General features: G+C 45.9%; 19 protein-coding genes and 1 tRNA gene. 7 read left to right on the top strand and 13 right to left on the bottom strand.

The genetic code is table 11. From position 1 onward, the window contains the following. The first annotated feature begins 65 nt into the window (after window positions 1-65). The 7 genes from VLX91_11745 to VLX91_11715 all read left to right on the top strand — a co-directional run bounded on the left by VLX91_11745 (window position 66) and on the right by VLX91_11715 (window position 8,226). On the top strand, window positions 66-722 hold the full coding sequence (locus tag VLX91_11745) for an RNA polymerase sigma factor (protein ID HUI30883.1): 657 nt from the start codon (window positions 66-68) through the stop codon (window positions 720-722). Continuing rightward, on the top strand, window positions 712-1,158 hold the full coding sequence (locus tag VLX91_11740) for a zf-HC2 domain-containing protein (protein HUI30882.1): 447 nt from the start codon (window positions 712-714) through the stop codon (window positions 1,156-1,158). The genes VLX91_11745 and VLX91_11740 overlap by 11 nt, the downstream gene beginning before the upstream one ends. A gap of 1 nt (window position 1,159) precedes the next feature. Further along, window positions 1,160-1,519, top strand: a complete 360-nt coding sequence (locus VLX91_11735) for a hypothetical protein (protein HUI30881.1) — start codon at window positions 1,160-1,162, stop codon at window positions 1,517-1,519. Between the two features lie 12 nt (window positions 1,520-1,531). Beyond that, window positions 1,532-2,647 (top strand): efflux RND transporter periplasmic adaptor subunit, encoded by a 1,116-nt coding sequence (locus tag VLX91_11730; protein ID HUI30880.1) that lies wholly within the window; start codon window positions 1,532-1,534, stop codon window positions 2,645-2,647. Between the two features lie 191 nt (window positions 2,648-2,838). Then, entirely contained in the window at window positions 2,839-5,964 is a 3,126-nt protein-coding gene (locus tag VLX91_11725) for an efflux RND transporter permease subunit (protein ID HUI30879.1), read from the top strand. Between the two features lie 452 nt (window positions 5,965-6,416). Further along, a complete protein-coding gene (locus tag VLX91_11720) occupies window positions 6,417-7,094 on the top strand; it encodes a methyltransferase domain-containing protein (GenBank protein HUI30878.1) in 678 nt (225 codons plus the stop codon). A 1-nt stretch (window position 7,095) separates the two neighbouring features. Further along, complete coding sequence (locus VLX91_11715; GenBank protein HUI30877.1) at window positions 7,096-8,226, top strand: amidohydrolase family protein; 1,131 nt, start codon at window positions 7,096-7,098, stop codon at window positions 8,224-8,226. A gap of 12 nt (window positions 8,227-8,238) precedes the next feature. On the opposite strand, the gene VLX91_11710 is transcribed toward VLX91_11715, so the two are convergent. From VLX91_11710 to prfB, 13 genes are all read right to left on the bottom strand, one after another. Next, window positions 8,239-9,675 carry a radical SAM protein gene (locus VLX91_11710; protein HUI30876.1) on the bottom strand — a complete coding sequence of 479 codons (1,437 nt, stop codon included), beginning with the start codon at window positions 9,673-9,675 and terminating at the stop codon, window positions 8,239-8,241. A 41-nt stretch (window positions 9,676-9,716) separates the two neighbouring features. After that, window positions 9,717-10,895, bottom strand: a complete 1,179-nt coding sequence (locus VLX91_11705) for a glycosyltransferase family 9 protein (protein ID HUI30875.1) — start codon at window positions 10,893-10,895, stop codon at window positions 9,717-9,719. After that, window positions 10,892-12,670, bottom strand: coding sequence for a glycosyltransferase 87 family protein (locus VLX91_11700; protein HUI30874.1), 1,779 nt, complete (start codon window positions 12,668-12,670; stop codon window positions 10,892-10,894). The genes VLX91_11705 and VLX91_11700 overlap by 4 nt, the downstream gene beginning before the upstream one ends. Beyond that, entirely contained in the window at window positions 12,628-13,437 is an 810-nt protein-coding gene (locus VLX91_11695; GenBank protein HUI30873.1) for a class I SAM-dependent methyltransferase, read from the bottom strand. The genes VLX91_11700 and VLX91_11695 overlap by 43 nt, the downstream gene beginning before the upstream one ends. After that, window positions 13,434-14,909: a radical SAM protein gene (locus VLX91_11690; GenBank protein ID HUI30872.1), complete on the bottom strand. Its 1,476-nt coding sequence runs from the start codon at window positions 14,907-14,909 to the stop codon at window positions 13,434-13,436. Before VLX91_11690 ends, VLX91_11695 begins: the two co-directional genes overlap by 4 nt. Beyond that, window positions 14,902-15,795, bottom strand: coding sequence for a nucleotidyltransferase domain-containing protein (locus tag VLX91_11685; protein ID HUI30871.1), 894 nt, complete (start codon window positions 15,793-15,795; stop codon window positions 14,902-14,904). Before VLX91_11685 ends, VLX91_11690 begins: the two co-directional genes overlap by 8 nt. A 92-nt stretch (window positions 15,796-15,887) precedes the next feature. Continuing rightward, window positions 15,888-18,473 carry a patatin-like phospholipase family protein gene (locus tag VLX91_11680; GenBank protein HUI30870.1) on the bottom strand — a complete coding sequence of 862 codons (2,586 nt, stop codon included), beginning with the start codon at window positions 18,471-18,473 and terminating at the stop codon, window positions 15,888-15,890. 139 nt (window positions 18,474-18,612) lie between these two features. Next, window positions 18,613-18,891 (bottom strand): hypothetical protein, encoded by a 279-nt coding sequence (locus VLX91_11675; protein HUI30869.1) that lies wholly within the window; start codon window positions 18,889-18,891, stop codon window positions 18,613-18,615. A gap of 183 nt (window positions 18,892-19,074) precedes the next feature. Beyond that, window positions 19,075-19,148 (bottom strand) — tRNA-Arg (locus VLX91_11670). 73 nt (window positions 19,149-19,221) lie between these two features. Then, window positions 19,222-19,902, bottom strand: a complete 681-nt coding sequence (locus VLX91_11665) for an ABC transporter ATP-binding protein (protein ID HUI30868.1) — start codon at window positions 19,900-19,902, stop codon at window positions 19,222-19,224. Window positions 19,903-19,908: 6 nt separating this feature from the next. Further along, the gene (locus tag VLX91_11660; protein ID HUI30867.1) at window positions 19,909-21,147 is read right to left on the bottom strand and encodes an ABC transporter permease; all 1,239 of its coding nucleotides are present in this window, start codon (window positions 21,145-21,147) and stop codon (window positions 19,909-19,911) included. Between the two features lie 22 nt (window positions 21,148-21,169). Further along, window positions 21,170-22,402 carry an ABC transporter permease gene (locus tag VLX91_11655; protein ID HUI30866.1) on the bottom strand — a complete coding sequence of 411 codons (1,233 nt, stop codon included), beginning with the start codon at window positions 22,400-22,402 and terminating at the stop codon, window positions 21,170-21,172. A gap of 3 nt (window positions 22,403-22,405) precedes the next feature. After that, the gene (gene prfB, locus VLX91_11650; protein ID HUI30865.1) at window positions 22,406-23,482 is read right to left on the bottom strand and encodes a peptide chain release factor 2; all 1,077 of its coding nucleotides are present in this window, start codon (window positions 23,480-23,482) and stop codon (window positions 22,406-22,408) included. Window positions 23,483-23,554: the final 72 nt, after the last annotated feature.

Genomic DNA, 23,554 nt, shown 5'->3' with positions numbered 1-23,554 from the left:
CAAATTTATCCCCATTGAGCAAAATTATCAATAGAAAAATGAATAAATAAGGAACAATAAAGGAAATGAACTACGATCCGCCTGATTCGTCTAATGAATCGAGGCTAAATGATAGACGAGCCAAGGAAAAAGCACTTATTGATAGGGCATTGGAAGGCGACGAAGTTGCTTACTCCGAGATCATTTCTCTGTACAAGGGGAAGATCGCTGCAACTGTTTATTCGATTCTTGGAAAAGACTACGTCGAGGAGATTTCGCATGAAGTTTTCATCCGAGCTTTCAACTCGATCAAGAGGTACCGGAGCGACTCGTCATTTTATACTTACTTAGTAAAAATAACAGTCAATTTATGTCGCGACGAAATAAGACGGAAGAAGATAAGACGCGTTTTCAATTTCACGGAGATATTCGGCAGAAGTGAAAACAATTCTTCCGAAAGTTCGCGTTTCTCCGCAGGACAGGAGCAAATAAAATCCGATGTTACATCAGATCCCGCAAGAGTATACGATACTAGCGAGACGATCGAAATAGTTAGAGAAGAGATGCAGAACTTGACTTCGGTGCTCAGGGAGGCCGTTACCCTTCGCGAGATTGATGAGTTGAGTTACAATGAGATAGCGAAGCTCCTGAAGGTCAGTGTCGGAACTGCCAAGACGCGAGTATTCCGTGCAAGGCAGGTATTGAGAAGTAAACTAAGTGAAAGGCTGAATTATGAAGAGTAAATGTTACAATGTTTTTCGGGCGGACGATTTTGTTCACGGAGAGCTCGATCAAAGTGAACAGGATGAGTTTAAGCTCCATCTCGAAACTTGCGACGAATGCCGCAGCGAGGTGGAACATCTTCACCGGCTTGCAGGGACGCTGAATGCTGCACATTCTTTTCATCTTGATGAGAGGTTTAATTATTCGGTAGTAAGTTCCATTCGTCAGCAAAGGAGTGTCAGCGAAGGAAAAGAATTACGCATCGCCTTAGAGGACATAGTCATCAGTCTTGCCACGCTGCTTGTTATAGTCATTCTCGGCCTGCAGATGTTCGAACGGCCGACAATTTCACCGGTGGAAATGGTGGGCTCCCTCACTAATATCGAAAGGAGCTCGGTGGACCAAGAGACTCTCTCGAATGATCAAGTGCTCGAACTGGTTGTGAGGAGCAAATGACATGGTTACGAAAAGAATTCTTTGGGTGTCGATAATTGTTTCCATGATCGTCGGCGGAGTGGCAGGGTTTGCAATCGACAAATACGGAATGCGGAATGACGATTCACATTTCGGCAAGAGGAGGTACATTAACTATTTGACGAAGGAACTCAGCCTGACGCAAACGCAGCAGAAGCAATTGGATTCGATAATTAGTTATGCCCATCCTAAGTTTCAGGCGATCAGGAAAAAATTCAATGCCGATTTACAGAGTCAGATGGATTCTACGAGAAAAATGATCAATACTATTCTGAGCAGCGAACAGCAAAACAAGTTCCAGTTGGTCTTAGGTCAAATGAAGAGCAATTCGGATAACCACTAGGACGTAAGATAAATGAATAAAAATAAAAAACGCGTATTTCTTTCCATTTCAGGTGTAATACTTCTTCTCATCCTTTTTTCGTATTTCCGAATCAGGGCGAACGCCAATGATCCGGTGAGGAATGCGAGGCCGACTCCGGCCGTTGAAGTCTCGACAGTACAGCGGGGCGCAATCTCAAAAACGATTTCGTTTACCGGGAACATTGATGCCTATCAGGAGGCAAGCATCTTTCCGAAGGTGAACGGAAATCTCGAAGAAGAATTTGTCAATATCGGAGATTACGTCCAGAGGGGCCAGTTGCTTGCCCTGATCGACACAACTATATATTCACAGAATGTCGGCCAGGCCAGAGGGACTTATATGCAAGCCGAAGCGACCCTGACAAACGCAAAGATAACTTATGAACGCAACAGGACTCTCCTGGACCAGAACCTAATCGCGAAGCAGGATCTGGATAATTCGGAGACCGCATACAAGGTGGCGCAAGCGCAAATAGAAGCGACCGAGGCAACCTACAAAAACGCCGTTACCCAGCTGAGCTACTGCAAGATAGTGGCTCCCTTCTCGGGATATATAACGCGGCGCTACTTCGATCCAGGAGTATACGTGACCGCATCAACAAATGCACAAGGATCGACTTTGTTTACTCTCGCCGAAATACAGAAGGTAAAAATAATGGTGAATGTTCTTGAGAGCGATGTTCAATATCTGAGAAATGTCTCGAGCGCAGATGTGATGGTCGGTGCGTATCCTAATCAGGTCTTCAAAGGTAAGATTACCAGAATAAGCCAGCAATTCGATCTCGCGACAAGAACGATGCCTGTGGAAGTTGACCTGGACAATGCGCAGCACTTTCTAAAACCCGGGATGTTTGCAGCGATTAATCTTGTCCTTTCACAAAGAAATGACGCCCTGATTCTTCCGACTCAGGACATCCTGAAAGATGATTCCGGAAGTTATGTCTACACCCTTTCAAAAGACAGTACCGTTAGAAAGGCTTACGTACAAATCGGAATCTCTCAAGACAACCGGAATGAAATACTTTCAGGGATAACCAATTCTGACCGGATACTGACTGTAGGACAAGATCTGGTGAATAATGGAATGAAAGTGAGAGTGGCGAAGTAGATACGGAAGTTGAGAATCTTCCGAGATGAAAAGGAAAAGAGTAGCACAAGATAACACCCTCGATTTCCGTCAACGGAAAGGTTCGTCTCGCATTTTGGTCGATAACGATTATCTTTTGTATCCTTGCCCTTCTTGTTGTTTCAATATTTAGAAAAATTCTAGTGCGAAACTAAAGATGAGTAGATAGAAATATGTGGTTAACGCGACTCGCTTTAAGATATCCCATCTCGACGCTGATGGGATCTATTGCCATTTTTGTGTTGGGGTTAGTATCGTTTCTCCAGCTTCCCATCGACATGCTTCCGAATATACAAATACCGGTTGTCTCTGTGATTACATTCTACAATGGGGCTGCACCGAGCGATATGGAACAATCGGTTACCGTTCCGATTGAACGCTCCGTCAGCAGCACAAATGACGTCAATTATGTTCAATCGCAGACTCGTGAAGGGATATGCCGGGTTTTTGTCTATTTCAATTGGGATGCAAATACAAACGTCGGACTCGTGGATGTTATTCAGAAGGTAAACAGGACCTTCAGTTTGCTCCCCACGGGCGTGTCTCAACCGATCGCGTTGCGATTCGACATATCAAATCTTCCCGTGTGTACCATTGTGTTGAATAGTGACATGGACGAGCGAAGTCTGTATGACCTCGCGTATAACGTTATCGAGCCGCAGATAGAGCATCTGGATGGAGTTGCTTCGGCCGCAGTCACCGGCGGAAGAATCCGGGAGGTTCACGTAGTTCTCGATAGAAGCAAAATAGAGGCACTTAATCTACCGCTCCAGGATGTTACGAACGCAGTTGCGCAATCGAACTTAATCATTCCATCCGGAGATTTGAAGACCGGGGTTTTCGACTATTCCCTTGCGACCGAAAGCCAGTACAACGTTGTCCAGCCGATGGAAAACATGGTGGTGAAGGTTATCAACGGAGTTCCAATTCGTATTAAGGACATAGGTTATGTTGAGGATTCGTTCCAGGAACAAACCGAAATAGTCAGAGTCAACGGGCAGCACGGCGTCGTTCTAAGAGTGCTGAAGTCTCCCGACGCGAACACGGTCGACGTCGTTGACGAAGTGGTGAAGGCTCTCCCCAATCTTCAAGGTATTCCGCCGTCGGTCAAGTCGTCATTGGCGTTCGACCAGAGTTCGTATATAAGAGATTCGATAAGCAGTCTCCAGCGAGAGGCCGCGATGGGTGCTTTGCTCGCCGTAATTGTAATCCTGCTTTTCCTCCGAAATTTGAGAAGTGCACTTGTCATTTTTGTTGCAATACCCCTTTCGATTCTAGTTACGTTTATATATTTCAGGTTTAGTGGAACCACTTTAAACATCATGACGCTTGGCGGCCTGGCACTCGGCGTAGGAAGACTTGTGGACGACTCGATCGTTGAACTTGAAAACATAACGCGCCATTACAATTTGATGGGTGCCCAAAAGGTAAGCAGGATGCAAGCCACGCTCGATGCCGCGCTTGAAGTTGCGGGCCCTATTTTTATCTCCACTTTGACGACTGTAATAGTTTTCCTTCCAGTCATCTTCCTGACCGGTGTTGCAAAGCTGCTTTTCTTGCCGCTCGTATTGACCATTACAGTAGCGCTGTTCGGCTCATTTTTTGTCTCGAGGACCGTCACACCGCTTCTCTGCTATAGGATCATACAGCCAGAAAAAGAAATCGACCCGAATTCTCCCAGGTATTTTGACAGGTTGATATTGAGCTCAAAGAATTTTTTCGAAAGTATCGATAGCAACTACCAGAAAACCATTGGATACATCCTGAAGCATAAACGCTACGTGGTGTTCGGTGTGTCGGGATTCGCACTTCTTTCATTTATTCTTTTTAAGTTCGTAGGTACGGAATTTTTTCCCGACAGCGACGAGAGCCAGTTCAGTCTTTCTGTTAAGCTTCCGGTGGGTACTCGCATAGAAGAGACAGAAAAGTACATCCAAAAAGTCGAAGGTGTTATTAGACAAAATGTTCCGGAAGCAAGAGCAATAATCTCAGATATTGGTATTCCTAATCAGAAGAGCGGAAACCTCTTCGGCTCGAATCCTGGAACGTATGCCGCAAACGTTCAAGTTCAACTTGTAGACCCCAGCCAGAGGCAACGATCCGAGGCTGATGTCATCAACGCAATCAGACCAAAATTAATGTCGATGCCGGGAGCAAGAATCTATGTCACCCCTGGCGGTTTCCTGCACTTTTTGTTGAACTTTGGCTCCGCTGCGCCAATCGACGTCGAGGTTATGGGATTCGATATTGAAACTGGGTCCCGCCTCGCACAGCAAGTTTACAATTTTGTACGCTCGACACCCGGAGCGGTAGACGTTCAAATAAGTCGAGATCCGAATTTGCCACAGCTGCGGGTGATTGTAGACAGAGACAAGGCGGGCGCTCTTGGAGTAAACGTCGCCGATGTGGCAAACACGGTGTCAACAGCGATTGACGGCTCGGTTGCCTCACTTTTCCAGGATCCCCAGAATGGAAACAGTTATAATATTCTCGTCCGTCTTAACGAAAGCGACCGCGACAGGATAGACGATGTTCGTCGCCTCGCCGTGAACAGCACCTCGGGGCAGCTAGTGACCCTGGGTAATATTGCGGACGTAGTGATGTCGAATTCTCCTGTCGAGATAGACAGAAAGTATCAACAGCGGATAATCGACGTCACTGCAAACGTTGCAGGCAGGGACTTGGGAAGCGTCTCAGCCGATATCCAGAAGAAACTCAACACGATTGTTGTGCCATCCGGATTCCAAGTCGTTCAAGGCGGAAACATCGAGCAGCAGAACAGTACGTTCAAGTCTTTGGGACTTGCTCTCATACTTGCTATCATAATGGTTTATATGGTCATGGCTTCTCAGTTCCAATCGCTCGTCGATCCGTTTATCATAATGTTCACGATACCGCTCGGAATCGCAGGAGTCGTGTGGGCATTGTTCCTCACGAACACTACTCTTTCAGTCACTTCTTTTGAGGGTGTAATCGTTATGGTTGGTATCGTGGTCTCCAACGGAATCTTGTTGATCGACTACATCAATCGTCTGCGTAAGAGAGGAATGGAATTGCACGAGGCGGTGATGACCGGCGGAAGAACGAGGCTGCGCCCGATATTGATGACCTCATTGGCAACGATCTTTGGATTGATTCCCATGGCGATAGGGGTCGGCGGCGAACGATCACAAGCACCTCTAGCCATCGCCGTTATCGGCGGTCTAACGGCATCTACTTTCCTGACTCTGATTTTTGTCCCAACCCTTTATACAATTTTCGAAGAGAGATTCAAGCGTGAGTTAAAGGCAGAGGAATAAAAGATGTCCTTTTTCTGCCATATCACTTATGATAAATATATGCATTCTGGCGGAGTTTTGTTTTGCTGGTTGAATCCTGCAACCATGGTCACGCTCGTCTAACCGCTCCATAATTTATTTTAGCTGGCGAGCGGGACGGCGCTAAGGGAGAGATTGACGGCACATTTCGTTTTTCGGCATCCCGCATGAAGCAATTGGCCACGAATTTTATCTTTTATTGCAATGGCTCATAAGGCAATGCTTTCTATTAGACATATGCTTCCATCCTATTAAATGCCGATACCAACATGGCTTTTGCCCTATCCTTCATTGTCGAGATCTCCTGGTATACTTTTGGAAAATAAATTGATGGACCGCCACCACACTGCTACGGCGTGTATACCGCAAACATTGTACCCAAAATGAACTTTTGGGAAATTAGATCCTATTTCTCCAAGCTCCTTAATCCTCCTTTGGAACCCGAAAAAGGATACGATATATGGGCTGACATCTATGACTCGAAGGAAAACAATCTGGTGTTCATGCTTGAGGGCAAAATTCTTGATTCTCTCTTAAAGGAAACAGATTTAAACGGGAAAGTAGTTCTTGATTTCGGATGCGGCACGGGAAGAAACTGGCAAAGACTTCTCGACAAAAAACCACAAGAAATAATAGGCTGCGACATTTCACGGGAAATGCTGGCGCAACTAAGGATGAGATATCCCGGTTCTAAAACGTATTGGACGGATCAAAAGTCGGTTTTGCCTTTTCAACATGAGTCATTTGACCTAATTTTTTCCACGTTGGTTATCGGACACATCAAGAATCTTAGGCCCATTTTCGAATCGTGGTATAATTGGCTGAAGCCGGGAGGATTTCTCCTTATTACCGATCTGCATCCGCAAATTTTGGCATCCGGCGGTAAGAGAACCTTCGAAAAAAGCAAAAAGATTTATGAAATCCGAAACTATGTCCACTCTCTCGACCAATTAAGAAATTTTTGCTCGCTTTTTCGTCTCAACCTCATAGAAATAGATGAGAAATATATTAACGAAGAGCTGAAAGATTTTTATGAAAGTAAGAACGCTTTACATGTTTATGATAGGTTCTTCGGTTTGCCTTTGGTGTACGGAATGTTGATGAGGAAGTAACGTGTTTTTATTAAATCTGCATACCCTGCAAAAAGACGATCACCAGTGGATAGAGATCAGAAAAGACAAGATTCACGCGATCGATGCGTTGAACGGCTCTGTTGCGCGGAATGACTCTATAAAATTTGGATTCGACAATGCAATTGCATTCCCCGGCTTAATCAATTCCCACGACCATCTTGAATTCAATCTTTTCCCAAAACTCGGCAACAGAAAGTATAACGATTTCGTTGAGTGGGGAGAAGATATTCACAAAACAAACAGCGGCGATATTGAGAAGATAAAACACATTCCGTTGCGCACAAGAGTGCGGTACGGAATCTATAAGAACCTGCTGAATGGAATTACTACGGTTGTTCACCACGGGAACTTCCCTATCGATAACAATGATCTCATTGATGTGTACTCGAATTATAATTACTTGCATTCGGTGAGACTTGAAAGACACTGGAAGTTGAAACTAAACCTTACGCCTAACCTTCTTCCCTTTTTAATTCATATCGGCGAGGGAACAAATCTAGAGTCATATCGGGAAATTGAGGAGCTCATTCACTTCAACTTTTTCAAAAGAAGAGTCATCGGCATTCATGGAATTATGATGGATGAAAGGCAGGCAGAACATTTTGAGGCGCTTGTCTGGTGTCCTGCCTCCAATTATTTTCTTTACGGATCCACGCCTCGCGTAGAGAAAATTAAACACCACACCGCGATACTTTTCGGCACAGACTCAAATGTCAGCGCGGACTGGAATCTTTGGGACCATCTAAGACTGGCAAGAGGCAGTTCGCAGCTCGACGACCGGGAATTATACGATGCCTTAACTTCGACCGCCGCAAAGATATGGAATCTTATCGGCAGTGGTTCTCTTTCCCCCGGTTGTAAAGCGGATATCGTAATTGCAGAAAAAAAATCGGAAGATTTTTTCAACTCCTTTTACGCTCTTAATCCTGGTAATATTTTAATGGTCATAAAAAATGGGAAGATAATTCTTTTTGATCCAACTTTGTTAACCCAGATGGAATCTTCGGGTGAGGATTTATCACACTTTAGCAAACTGGCATTTGACGATACAAGCAAATTTGTACGTGGAAATTCTAATGAGTTGATTTCCGGATTTGAACACTTTGGCTAGAAGCCGAGTCACTCACATCCCTTCTATTTCAGGCTGGCGATATCTGAACAGCCGCTGCAACAATTGAATTTCATATGGAAACCGGTACATGTGAGTTGCATAACGCCAAGAACCTGCAATTTTCAGTACCGACCGCTGAAACGGCTTCAGCTTGATATCGGAGTTTGTGGGAAACATCGCGTTTAAGACCCTTTCAAAATTTTTTACGCGTCGAAGATGACGGTCGGTTATCCATGGCGTCATAGGATTTCGCCGCAAATCGAAAATCGCCCATTCGGGCGTGAGCCAATCTTCTAAAATTTCAGGATAGCGGAATCCGCTTTCCGTGACCTGCTGATATAGAGAGGCGACATCCAGAGGAATCGGCGAATAAATGTAAATGACGATCTCCGCTTCAGGATTCTTTCGTTTCAATAGGTTAATGAAATTGATGTCACGTTCTATAGATGCACCAATATTTTTTGACAGGGCACCGAACACAAACGAACACTCGGGAATAATGCCATGCCGCTTGAACTTTTCGACAACTTTCACGATCGTCTCCCCTGTTTGAGTACCGCCTTTGTTCATGGATAGGAGTGTATCGTTGTCGCCCGACTCAGCTCCCATGAATATCATTTTCAATCCAGCCTGCTTCATCAAAGAAAATGTTTCGTCGGAATATTTCAACAAAGTATCCGGCCGCCCCTCTCCCCACCACCCGAATTTTAGTCCTCTTCGCAGGATCTCCTCTGAAAATTCTTTAACCCTTTTTTCTGAAGTGAAAAAATTATTATCGTGAAACTCAATGGCGTTCGCGCTATAATCTTTAATAAGTTTTTCGATGTCCTCAGCCATTTTACCGGCACTTCTCCCGAGCCAACGAGCCTTATAAATAGGAACTACCGCGCAAAAACCGCATTCAAATGCACAGCCATAGGAAGAATGATATGAAAGTGTTCGCGATCCAAGGTAGGTTTTGCCGACATATCTCTGAACATCGAGCCTATGATAAGGTAACGGCGGAAGGTCGTCAGGATGAATCAAGGGGACCGAATCATTGTGGGCCAGTTTGCCGTCGACCTGGTAAGAGACGTTGGGTACAGAACATAGGCTGGTATTCTTGTCATATAATGCATCCAATAGAATCGGGAATGCTCGTTCTCCCTGCCCGCGAACGACAAAATCCACATAAGGCGATTTCACGCAGACTTCCGTGTGGTTTGACGGGAAGTACCCGCCCCAGACAACTTTGAGCGAAGGAAATTTTTGTTTCAATCTCTTGCTCAATGGAATCGCTTCCTGGAGTTGCGGCCCAGGCATCACCGTCATGCCGATCAGCTCGACTCTCTTTTCGGAAATAACGTGACATAACGACGAGAAGGCATCGTCGACGAGATTTCCATCGACGATTTCATAGTCATACCTGCCTTCGATTACGGAACCGAGTGAGAGCAACGAATTGGGCAAACGGTATTTCGAGTTACAGCTGCGCGGATTGAAAAGTAGAATCATAATCTTTCTGCGAGGATCTTCTCGAACTTCGAGTCCTGGTTCCCCTCCAATATGGAAGTCACGAATTTCCGGATCGATTCTTTTATGTCAACAAAATGAATTTGCTTCATGCACTGCCGATTATTGATGCAGTTGACTGTCTTCAAGTTACTCACAGTCATACATGGACTGCACCATAATCTTTTATAAAAGGTAAGCTGGCTGGATGAGAGACTTCCGTATCGTACCGGCGATTCGGGGCCAAAAAAAGAAATTGTGGGAATATTCAAAGCCGAGGCGAGATGCAAAGGCCCGGAGTCGTTTGTTACAATCAATTGACAGGACTGCAGAAGTCCGATGAGCCCTCCGACTGTCAGTTCTCCGCAAACATTTGTGAAGCAGCTTGGATCCGTAAGAGTTGCCGAGAACTTCTCTACGTATTCGCGTTCCTCCTGTGAGCCGGTCAACATAATATGGGCTCCAAATTCCGCGGCAAGAAAGTCTGCGAGCAGCCCGAATTCCTCCGGACTCCATCTTCGCTCGTATGCCAGAGGGCTCGCGTTAATATTGAATGCGACTGGCATGTGATGGTACATTGGCTCAGGATCGTTTATTTTGTCGACCTTGAAATGTGGAAATAAAATATCGCTTGTTTTGTCAGCAAGCCTCAGGAAATTGACAGCGACATGCTCATTATCATGGAACGGCTTAGTGTCAGTGTACAGCTTGCTTCTCGCGTTTGTTCTGCTTCGACTGTTTTGAAACCCGATGCGATCACGAGCGCGGACAACTCTGCAGATAATTGCGGAGATATTTGTGAAGAATTCAAGGTCAAAAACCATCTCGAAGTTGTGGCGGCGAAGCGATGTCACTGCCTTAAAGGTCGATAGAAGAAAGGATGTTGCAGAGGTAAGCGAAATCGTGTGGATGAAGTCTATTTCCCCGATCATCGAACAAAGTTCGGAGTTGCCTGCAAGCGTAAGATAATGCAGCTTCGCCCCTGGTAAACTCCTCTTTAGATGCGCTAACAACGGCATCGATAGTGTCACGCTACCCATACCCCAGAATTTGATGACCAGTATGTTCCGTGTTTTTTTCTCACGCTTTCTCTTTCGACCTACGGACAGGATTGCCAACAGAAATACAATTGCGGTTCCAATGTATTCATCCATGAATTTCATGAATCGGATCGTCACGGCAGTTCGTCCCGACTAATTGGCAGGTAGAAAATCGTTGTGCAATCAATGCCACGCCCCCGGTCGGAAAGAAAATAGAGTTGCTTCGCATCTCTTGACCATACGGGTTCGCAATTTACTCCGGACGCCTCCGTCATTTGACGCACCGTGCCGGTGGAATTATTTCGCACGAAGACTTCAGTGGAGTTAGTTAAGGCCGAATCAAATGCGGTGAAAATGCCCTCTTCTGAAGTCCGCTCCGGTACCGGAGGATCGTCGTAAGTCCTTGCTCCGTTTCTCATGGATATAAATCCAGTTGGAGTCTCCCGGAAATAGTATATTGCACCATCGTGGTACGATAGATCAGCGATGATCAAACCATCAAAGCCTGCCCATATGGCCCCATCGGTCTCTTTTTCCCTGGTGGAGCGTACCGCCACTATCAGCAGACTCAATGCCAATGAAGCAGTTAGGGCTACCGGAAAAGATTTGGACCGCAGTGTTTGCGGTGGAATCATTGTTGTAAAAAAAATAACGAGCAGAAATAGTTTCGCATATGCGAAAAGTTGCAAGATCGGGAGTCCATAAAGCCATTGAAAAGGGACCAAATTAATAGCGATGTACGTCGCTGCTAACAATGCAAAACGCTTTCTCAAGTAATCTTTTCCTTCTCGGTTTTCCTTTGACAGAATAAGCGAAGTTACGAATGCCATAGGGATGATCAATAACACAAGATGGTAGCTTGCCGATGCTGGAGATGTTACAAGCCCAAATAGCGTGATAAGCGAGCAGTCATACAGAACGCGGTTATGTTCACTCCGCCAGGCAACCGAACGGCTTCCGCTGATGACCAAGGAGAGAAATATCAGGGAGATGAATGATGTGAGCCATAATGCCAAAAGGGGGCTGTTGAAAATCGGGTGTGGATTCAGGGATGCATTATTAACCAGCAGTCGATTTAGTAATGAATTAAATGATTGAAAATTCACGGCAAACGGATTTTGGATTTCACCCGCAAGATGCCGAGGCAAAATGTTGGTCAGGTAGAACTCATTAAGCTTCAGGCCTGTAAGAAAGAAACCGGCGAGAAAGATTGAAAGCGCAGAGAGAGCAGCTCCCATAACGATTCGATACCTTCGCCGCAGAAAAAAATATGCTACATACAGGAAGGTGATGTACTTGATCGGCAGAACGACGCCGAACAATACTCCCGCCAAAAGATGTCTTCCCTTTTTTTCTGCTGCGAAGGCAAGTAAAATCAACAAAGTGAGTATCAGATAGACCTGACCCTCGCGGAAATTGCTCCATAGACTGAATCCGTCGAGGAGCACCAAAATACTTAACGGCATCAGTGAGATCCCGGTAAACCTCCCCAAAACAACTATCATGGTACAAAGGACTAACATGTTGACAAGGATAAAAATATCTCGGGCTGAGTTCGGCGGAAGCCATGCCAGAGGAATCATAAGAAGTGCGGTAGACGGCGGAAATGGAATGAATGACCCCAGCGTGCCATGGAAATACCTCTCGATCTGTTTCTGAAACTCAAAGTGATCGTAAAGTCGGACATCATTGAGACTGTCAGTGATGGCGAGCCGCGAAGCCGTGTAGTAGTTTGCGAAGTCGCCAGCAGGTGATTTGACCGCTCTATAGCAGTTGAAAAGGAGTAAACCTATCAGTAGAGCCAGGACTAGTTTCCCAAGAATCCTCCCTGTCAGCCATGTTGGATAATCGGTCGAGAAGTCAATGTCCTTCATGGTTCGTATCGCATCGTGAGAATAAAGTGGTCGGCCCATGAGTGAAATGGAAATCTCTTTGAGAGTCTCACATCTAAATGCGATAATAATTCGAATAATCGTGGGTATCTTGTCGGGAATCGATCAAGGTACGGCGGCGGAACCAGACTTCCGAGCCCGCGCAGATCGAGCAGACTGTACTCATCGCCAAAGAAACCGATGAGCCGGCGCGGCGTGAAGTAATACGATCTAAAGATAACGCCCTCGACATGCGACCTTGTCCCGTGCTTCTGAAGTCTGCGGAATGCCAACTGGAAGTTTCCTTTTAATGCAAAAAGAATTTCCCAAGGACAGACGGGAGGCATCATAACCAGGGTTACCGTTCCTCCCGGCTTGAGCAGGCGTCTAAACTGTCGAATAACAAAATCAGGCTGCGAAGTGCAGTTTAATCCACCAAAGTCCGAGAAAATATGATTGAAAGTGTGAGGGCGAAACCCTTCTAGGTTCCTAAACGATCTCTGCTCAGCGTAAACAAGTTCGCTCAATCCATTCTCCCGAATTTTCCCTTTGAGCCGTTCCAACATTTTTCTAGAAATATCTATAGCATGCACACTGACACCGTTCTGCGCGAAGAAGATTGCATCAATCCCGGTGCCTGCGTTTAGTTCCAAAAGATGGTCCCCACGTCTCACATAGCTTAACATGTGCTTATGAATTACCGACCGCATCCACAAAAGGATTCGATTACCTTCCTCGTACTCATCGAAGGAGTCGGCCTGCCTGTCAAAAGCATCGGCAATAATCGCTACTGTATCCTGGTCTATCATGTGGTCGGAATTCTTTCGCTGAGAGTCAGACGGTTGGGATTCGGAAGTCTGGCAAGCTGGAGAAGTACATGGTAAACAACGAGAGTTATCGAGCTATAGATAAGAACGGCAACGGTTCGAGGAGTTATTCTTTCGCCGCCTTTGGTGATACGTAATATCCTGTGAAGCCGATGAAGAACTTTATGAAGTGTTTTATAAAAACGCGGCTTGAATTCGCCCGGAAAGAGAAGCGCTAAGTCGTTACTATCACGCCAGTTTCTTTTCTTTCCTAATGTCTGTTCGACTATCTTGTAAAACTTTGTATTCGGCAACGGGTACGAGACTGACATTCCAATTTCATCAGGCATCTCCTCTTTTACCAGATTGAAAGTTTTTAAGATATCGTTGTATGATTCACCAGGATATCCGAATTGTAAGAAATAACCTATCCTAATCCCTTGTTCTCTCAATGTTTTCGTCGCGGAACGAATTTGCTCTATGGTTGTTCCTTTATCCATTGCGTCCAAAATTTTCTGTTCACCGCTCTCCGCTCCCATCCAGACTGTTTCGCAGCCTGATCCGGCGAGCATAGAAAAACTATTCTCCTTGATGAGTAAATCCGGACGCGAAAGACATTTATATCTAACCTTGAGACCGGAATGTTCCACCTCCCTTTGGAATTCACTTAGCCAGCCAGGTCTCAGACCAAAAATATCATCGCAAAACCAGATGTGATCGGGGTTGTAATGTATTTTTAAAAAAAGCATCTCTTCAACAACATGCTTCGGCGATCTAACATTGTAACCTCTTCCATAGATCGGCTTCGCACACCAATTGCACCCAAACGGACAACCCCGCGTGGTGACTATGTTCATTGAGAAATATCCATTTGCAGAAAACCAATGCTTTCTATAATTCTCGACGTCGATAAGGTCCCATGCCGGAAGAGGTAAACTATCCAAATCTTTGATTGGCTTCCTCGCAATGGTATCAACCACACGACCATCCTCGATAAAGGATAAACCGTCGATCTCGCGGAATTTGTCGTCGGGTGATCTAAGAATATTTGTGCAGAGTTCGAGTAATGTTATTTCCCCTTCCCCCTTGATAACAAAATCTGCCCCGCGCGACAGATATTCCACTGCGTGATCGGCTGAATCGGAACTTGAGACGACTACGATACATTTTTTCCTCTTGGCAATTTCAATCATTCTAAAAGCTGCGATTCGCATTCGCTCGAGGCACATCTTCGTCAAATAATTGAAACTGTCGTCGTAGATAGCGACAATTCTGGGAGAATACTTTCGTATATAACCTTCCATCTCAAATTCAGATTCTGCCAGCATCGAATCAAAAAGGGAGACAGAGATGCCGGCATTTCGCAGAACACTGGCCGCATACAAAGTCCCCAAAGGCGGGTAAGGCTGCATGGTACGCCATTGTTTCTTATCAAACCGGGTAAAGTAAGAGTGCGTTAGGAGTACGTCAGTCACCTATTTTGATCAACCTTTCTATTCTTTCATCTCGCAATCTGTTTTCGTAAGCACTTAAGACCTTTCTCTGAAAATCATTGGGATGGATCTTTGAAGAATACGGTGTAGAGCGAAACTGGAACTCCCTCTCGGATTGAGTGTATTCCGGATATCTTGTTGCCCAGATCTCCCTGAATCGACGCATCAGTTGAGCGTCCCACTTCGCAGTGTACCCGTCACTCATCGGCAACTCAAGAAGCCGCTGGACAGTAGAGAAGGTTGGTTTCCTTCCGGGGCTATCAATGCGGAAGTTCGGAAAAAATCTCAGGATCCACCGATTGGCCTCAAGAAGTTCAAATAACATGTTCCGGTTAAAAAGAGGACGAAGTGTAACTAGTTCTGTCGCGGTGAAGATATTTTTTTCCGGGATTTCGAGGTGTTTCTCGGTCACGAAATAGTTCGGGCAAAGAAACTTTTTGCTATTTAAGAGGAACATCTTTTTAAAGAGAGTCAAGAAAGATCGGCAAATCCATAGTCTCTCCTCGGCGGATATTATGAACAAGTCAATATCGGCATCGCCATCGTTTACTCCTTTGCTCAGTGAGCCCGACAGGAAGACTGCTCTTACAAACGGGAAATATCTGAGAAACTTTCCAATTATCCCTGTCGCGAGCAACATCCTCTTCGCTTTCTTTTCCCTATGCTTTCTGATTGTAACCACCTCGTCATTGTCGCGAAGATGAACGAATCCGTCCACCGAGCGGAAGTCGTATTCGGAAAACATTCGATCGAATTCAGCCCTATCCAGCTTCTGCGGGAAAAAAGCATAGATCTCGTCTCGCGAAAGCGGGTGATCGAAAAGATCGAAGTACAGAAGAGTGGCGTAAACATTGTTTTTGAAATTCATCAGAAGCAATAACTTGAGGAGAATAAGTCGAAGTTCCCGTCAGCCGTCGTTTTTATCTAAAACAGCATCCGGTGTGACAAGGATAACACCTGTCAATAAGATGTGACCTTGGGTATTTTCACGCCGACACGGAAGTAAAATGTCCAGGGTGTGGAGATAGTCCTTAAATTTGTACTCTTCCCGGGATTGAATGCCTTCCCTGCGCTGAATTCTACCGGTCCGATTGGGGTGTCGAAACCGAGCGAGCCTCCAATACCTTGCTTCAAAGTTTTGAGGATTATGTTTTGTTGGGTTGCCCAGACGTCACCGATGTCGAAGCGCGCCGATAGAAATGTGCCGAAAAAAAGTTTGACCGGCGATTTGATTCTCAGCTCCCAGCTTGCGAGGAATACTTGTCTCCCGACCAGCACATCTTCGCGCAGGCCGTAAAACAAGTTCTGTCCGCCGAGGCTGAATTGTCGGGAGATAGGAAGGAGCACATTTCCAAATCCGAATTCATAATGCTGTCCGAAAGTGACTTCGTGAAACAGACTATGGTAAGTCGCATAGTCGAACAGAATTTTTGTGAAAGGCATTTCCGTGTTAAGACTTGGTAATGATGTCTCGAAATAGACATTGCTTAATATCCCGTTAGTCGGAAACCCGGCGTTGTCTCGCGTGTCGACGTTTGAGCCGATCTTGAGAGCCACAACTCGGCTCGAATAACTGCCAGAATAATTCTGCAGCGGTTTCAATTTGTCCCAGCCATATTCGAGCGATGCACTGACCATACCGAACCTCGCCAACAAAGTTCCGATCGAAAACTTGAAGCCATATCTTATGATCCGATAATCGCCATTCGAAAATATGTTCCACTCATTTGCAGCCCCGCTGTCGTTTTTCTCAGCGTACGTAAAGACATCCGCGAAGCCCGTGAACGCACGCAGATTGTAAGTGAGATCGGTATTAAGAATCCGCGTAGTGCCTACGTCGGCTTCGACCAACCTATTTCTTACTCCGCCGGAGAACGAGAGAATTGCCTCGGTGCCACTGCCGAACAGGTCTTCATCTGAGACCGAAGTGTAAAGCTGTCCGTTTCTTTCGTTGTCCACGCGGAATCCCAAACTTAAAAGGCGTGAACTTTTTTCCGAAACATCAATAGTCAGGTCCGGAGCCGGGTCGAAATGCGTCGACAGAAGTACCTGACTGAACAATCCGGTGCTGTAAATGTTTTTGATTCCTTCGACAGCTTTTGTCGTAGTGAAAATGTCCGCAGAATCCAGGGGAAATTCTCTCTTTATTAGGAAAGACTTGGCAACTTCATTCCCTCGTAAGGAAACGTTTGAAATATTTCCCTCATCGATGTTCAAGTCTAAAGTGGCGCTGGTAGAATCATAAATCACATTGTCTAACCTGGCCATTCCAAAATCCGCATTTCTATATAGCCATATCAATTTTTCACATGACTGATCGATCTGCTTTGGCGTGACGTAATGATCAAGTAATTCACTGAACGGCCCTGCCAGGAGAGAATCCGATAGTTTTCTGTTACCTGAGAATTTTATCCCGGCAACTAACAGCAAAGAGTTTTCGTAATAGGGAATTTTTGAAATAGTAACGTCATCTGTTTGCGATGCCGGGGTCGAATCATTGGCTATCCGCCCGGAGGAAACTTCGGCAGGACGATGCGCCCTGTAAGCTGCTGAATCGATCTTCTGGACTTCCCTCCCTACAGCAATTTTTCCGTCGAGAATTATGGAATCCAGGTTCGTAAAGTCAGACGCGAGGTGACCTTCTAATCTAGGAGTAACTACTATGTCCGCCTTTTCCAGCTGGAGTTTGTTTGAGAGTTGCATCATAATGCTCGTTGCTTGGTCAAGTGCGTCCCACGGAGTTTCGATGCTCGCCTCATTCCGTAGTGGGCTGGTTGTATTGACTGCGATGACGATGTCTGCTCCTAAATCCCTTGCTACGTCAACGGGAACGTTCGATATGAGGCCTCCGTCAACGAGCTGCAATGTGTCGGAAATTATCGGAGAAAATGCAACGGGCACTGTGGAACTCGCTCTCATCGCCTGAGCGAGGTCTCCCCTTGAGATAACTACCCTTTTTCCAGAGACCATGTCTGTCGCCACTGCACGAAACGGTATCTTGAGATCGTCAAATGAGCGGACAACACGATATGGCGCATTCAACACGAGCTGGGTTAAGATGGTAGTGAGTCTCTGACCGCCGGCGATCGCAGATGGAAGAATTGGCGTTAGTCCGTTCAACCTTATCACAAAAAAGCTCTGTGCTTCACTCTCCTTCTGTTGCAAGAATAATTCGCTGCGGTTCACGGCGTCAGAGAGGGCCAACAGCTGATTCCAGTCTTGTGTTTCAGCAATTGAATCGAGCTGCGATGCGGTGTACCCTGATGCATAAAGTCCCCCGATGATGCTTCCCATGCTTGTTCCAATTATCATGTCTACGGGAATGTGTGCTTCTTCTAGTCCTTGAAGGACGCCGATTTGAGAAATTCCCCTTGACCCGCCGCCGGAAAGTACTAACGCGACCTTCGGTCTATCCTTTTCAAAATAATGAAAAAACCTACCGGCGACCCGCAATGAGGTCTGTTGGGCATGTGATGCGCTCGCTAGTAGCAGGATCAGCGAAAGCATTCCATGGATGGTGCGGATAAATCTTACTGAAGTGCGCATTACACCAATACGGACAATTGATAATAAGATAAAGTTGCTGTGAAAATATACAAAAGTAGAGGCGGCGAGAAAAGGCGGATAAATACGGCTCGTTTGATCTCGTGGAAGAACTCGAGAGGTTGGCCCGGTCTCTTATCTTTTAGCCCATCATAGCCACGAAGGCTATGTACCCGACTGCTAGTATCATCGCAACGAACAGAAGCCAGAAGGCGCGTTCACGAATTATCCTGAGTCTCTTCCGCGATGTTGCATACAGACCAAGTACTACAAAAATTGCGGCGTTGCAGTTGGGACAACGATTTACCTTTATGATCCGGAGAGATTTCAGAAGTGATTCCCAAAATGAAGACGGATAATCCTTATGTAGTTTTACGACCGATAAACAGTCAGGACATTTTCTCATCTTTTTGACGCTCATACCTACCTAATTAAGAATGTATTAAGCTTAAAAGCAAAAGGTTCATCGGAGCTTCGAAGCTATCAAGTGATCAAGTTCACAAACCTGACATTTGCTCTAGAATTTGCACCATCCCTCCTGACAGACGCTCCACCGAAAAAAAAGCAACAAACCTATTTATGTTTACAACATGACCTTGAAAAGTGGGCACGGCGGGAGTCGAACCCGCAACCTTTGGCTCCGGAGGCCAACGCTCTATCCAATTGAGCTACATGCCCATTGATAGAATTTAAGTATAGGATTGTGAAGTTACAAATTGGGAGTCATGCTACGTTTCTGAAAACAGCTAGTTTACATTGAGTCAGAAACAACTCCATCTTGAATCTTCAAAATTCTATAAGCTAATCCTGCCAGATGGTTATTGTGCGTTGCGATAGCAAAAGTCGTTTGACGGTTTTTGGCAAGATCGAGAATCAATTCGTGCAGCGACTTTGCGGTCACAGAATCTAGATTTCCGGAAGGCTCGTCCGCAAGGACAACTTTAGGATTGTTTATCAGCGCCCGCGCGACTGCAACCCTCTGTTGTTCGCCTCCGCTTAATTCGGATGGGCGGTGGTCGGCGCGGTCGGCCAGACCAACCTCTGCCAGGAGTTTCGCTGCCGCTGATTTGACCTGCGGCATTCTTTTCCCTGCAATCAATGCGGGCATCGCAACGTTTTCCAGGGCTGAAAATTCGGGAAGCAGGTGATGAAACTGGAAGACGAATCCGACCTGCAGATTTCTGAACTCAGCCAATTTATTATCAGGAAGCATGAAGACGTCTGTACCATCATATAGGACGGAACCACTCGTTGGTTTATCGAGCGTTCCGAGGATGTGGAGGAGCGTGCTCTTTCCTGCTCCGGAAGCGCCAATAACGGCGACGATTTCGCCAGCAGTGATGCCGATATCGATTCCTTTAAGCACGTGCAGTTCATTATTACCAATGGAATAATTTTTGTAAATACGGGATGCTTCAATGATTTTTTTCAACAGGTTTTACTCCCATCTCACTGCTTCGGCAGGATTTATCTTCGCGGCTCGCTTCGCGGGATAAAGTGCCGCAACCGATGAAATAACGATCGCTATGAGACCAACTATTATGAAATCAGCGGTGTGCATTGAAACCGGCAACGCAGGGATGATGTAAACCGAAGTATCGAGCTTGAAAAGATGATATCTAATCTGCGCTTCGTCAACAAGGAATCCAAGAAAAAGTCCTATCGCGCTTCCAAACAACCCGATGCAAGTACCTTCGATCAGGTAAATTCCCATTATTCCCCGTTGCGTTGCACCCATTGATTTAAGCGCACCAATCTCACGCCGCTTCTCAATTACGGTCATCGTTAAAGAACCAAGTATGTTGAACGCGGCCACGATTATGATTAACGATAAAACAATATAAGCCACGATACGTTCCATGGTCATCATTTGATACAAGTCTTTGTGAAGATCATACCATGTATCAATTCGCACATCCGAAAGCATTTGTTCCAGTCTCTTTTTTATTTCATTTGAATTTTCAATATTCCACAACCTGATATCAATCCCATTAACCATCGAAGTAGATAGTCTTTCTCCCGGCGCGGTAAAGAGGTCTTGAGCAGCAGGAAGATTGATGAACGCATAATACCCGTCGTAGTCTTTATTCTTGGACTGGTAAATTCCTGATACGACAAATTTCGCAACCTTCGGCTGGTAAAACTGTGTGAGACTTCGTTCAATCCCAGCCGGGCTGATGATCGCGATAGTGTCTCCTACAACTGAATCGAGCGCGTCAGCCAATGAGATGCCGATCAGAATTTGATTGTTGCGGTTAGGATCTAGGAACTGTCCGAGGACAACAGAACTGGAAAGACTTGATATCTCTGCGTTTGACGGCGGAACGATTCCCGTGATGTTTACGGCTCTGTTGATTCCGCCCGAGACGGCCATGGCTTTGCCGCTTAGGAACATAGTCGCGGATTTTACCTCGTGAATCGATTCGACTTGCGCCAATACTTTTTCAGGCTCAGATATATATTCCCCGGCCTGTGCGGTGATCCTGATGTGCGGATCGAAGTTTACGAGAATGTTCGTGACCAGTCCTTGAAAACCGTTGAAGACTGAAATGACGACGACGAGCGCGGCAGTTCCAACGATGACTCCGACTAGTGAGATAAAAGAAATTATTGAAACGGAAGCGATTTTACGTTTTGATTTCAGGTATCGGAAAGCGATAAACGTCGAATATGACATCATTTTCCCTTTATACGAAAAGTCAATGAAATCTGATAGACTCCAGCGGATCGAACGAGGAAGCCGCACGGGCGGGCAAATATGAAGCAAGCAAGGATAGAACAAAACCGACACTTCCTATAATTAAGAAGTCCGATACCCTGGTGGATACCGGCACAGTATTCATGAAATAAATATCGCCAGGGATATGAATGAGACTGTATCTTTTCTGTATTTCTAACAGTACATAGGCAATTCCAGCGCCCGCTATGGTTCCGACGGCGCCGATAAAGGCCCCCTGCATGAGGAAGATTCTCGAGATCGACCGGCGATTTGCACCGATGGTTTTCAACACACCGACTTCGTTTATTTTCTCCAGGACGATCATAAGGATGGTTCCTATGACGTTGAGTGTCGCCACTAAAATTATAAGTGCAATAATAATAGGTATCGGTTCTTTTTGAAGCTCGATCCACGCAAATAGATTTCGGTACATCTGGTACATTGTTCTCGGATAATAGGGGTAGCCTAGAATTTCTTGAAGTGTGTCTGCCGTGATTCCTACTTGATTCAAGTCATGTACCATGACGTCAAAGCCCGAAACATTCGAGGGTGGAATATTGAAAAGATAGGAGGCTGCGCTAATGTTGGTGTAGCTGTACACATCATCATATTCAGACATGCCTGTTTCATAAATGCCGACCACGACAAAAGAAGCTACTCTCGGTGGGTTAAGCGGCGATGGAATTCCCTCGACGCCAAAAACAAAAACGGTATCCCCTGCAGAAATGTCTAACCGCCGAGCCAATTTCGAGCCGAGAAGCAGCGGATCCATCGTTCCGGTTCGGGTAAACCCGTACTTGCCGGACTTGATTTCGTTTCTCAAGCTGCTGTTGTCGTACTCGGGCAAAATTCCCTTCAGAAGAATTCCTTCGGTCGCAGACTGTTTGCCCAGCCTCTTGGCTCGTATCATGGCTTCGTGCTCAACGAATGGAGATACTGATTTCACGTTGTGCTGAGAAGCTATTTTGTGAAGCACCTCGACATAGTTCGGGAGCGGAACACGTTCAAATCCCTGGATCTCGATATTCGATGTAAAATTTGAGACATTGTCGGAAATCTTTTTCTCGAACCCGTTTAGGATGGAGACTGCAATGATGAGGGCCATGATTCCTATTGCGAGCCCCGCAGTCGCGAAAAAAGTGAGAAAGGAGACGAAGCGGTTGTGCGAGCGTGAACGCATCAAGCGCCTCGCAACGAAGTAACTATATTTCATTCCTTATTTTTCGCCCTCACCACCCGTCCGATTGCCTCCTGTTGGAACAAGCCCAAACTCAATCAAATAGCCCCGAATAAATTCGTCGAGGTCGCCGTCCATGACACCGTAGACGTCGCTCGTCTCGACGCCGGTGCGGTGATCCTTAACCATATTATAAGGATGAAAAACATAAGACCTGATCTGGCTTCCCCATTCAATTTTTTTCTTCGTTCCTTCAATTGCGTTTCTCTTAGCTTCCTCTTCCTCTTTTCGAACCTGGTACAGCCGCGAGCGAAGCATCTTCATGGCGCGTTCCCTGTTTTGAAACTGTGACCTCTCCTGTTGGCACGCGACGATGATTCCAGAAGGGATATGAATCAATCTCACTGCCGTTTCGACCTTGTTCACATTCTGGCCGCCATGACCGCCCGAACGATATGTTTCAAACTTTATGTCTTTAGGATCGAGTTCGATTTCGACATCGGCTTCTATTTCAGGATAAATGAAGACAGAAGCAAAACTCGTGTGGCGCCGGGCGTTCGAGTCGAACGGAGAAATTCTAACGAGCCTGTGAACGCCGTTTTCGGCTTTGAGATAACCGTACGCATATTTCCCGATAACTTCTATAGTAGCACTCTTAATTCCGGCACCCTCCCCCTCGAGAATGTCTGCGATATCCATCTTGAAACCGCTCCGTTCGCCCCAGCGAATGTACATCCTCATCAGCATCTGTGACCAGTCTTGCGCTTCAGTCCCGCCAGCTCCCGAATGAATTGTCAAGATCGCATTCTTGTCGTCGTCCTCGCTGCCGAGCATTTTTCTGAATTCCAAGCTCGAGACGTGTTTTTCAGCCCGAATGAGTTCGTCATCCACATCCTTCATGTGGCTTTCATCGCCGGACTCTTCAGCAAGCTCAATGAAAGCCGAAGCATCCTCCGTATACCTTGCTGCCTTCTCCCATTCGTCCACCCACGCCTTCGTGTCGTTCAACTGTGCCATGACCTGCTGGGCTGCCCTATTGTCATCCCAGAAATTCGGTCCTTGAGTTTTTTGGTGGAGTTTTTCTATCTCTTCGCGTTTGCCGTCAACGTCAAAGATACCTCCGTAGATTTTCGATTCTTGTCTTTAGATCGGAGGATTTTTGCTTCTGCGGTTCAAACATTATTGTAC

The organism is Candidatus Acidiferrales bacterium, from assembly GCA_035515795.1.
GTDB lineage: Bacteria > Bacteroidota > Ignavibacteria > Kryptoniales > JAKASW01 > JAKASW01.
Note: the sequence above shows the minus strand (reverse complement) of the source record. Positions and strands in the feature narration are given on the sequence as shown.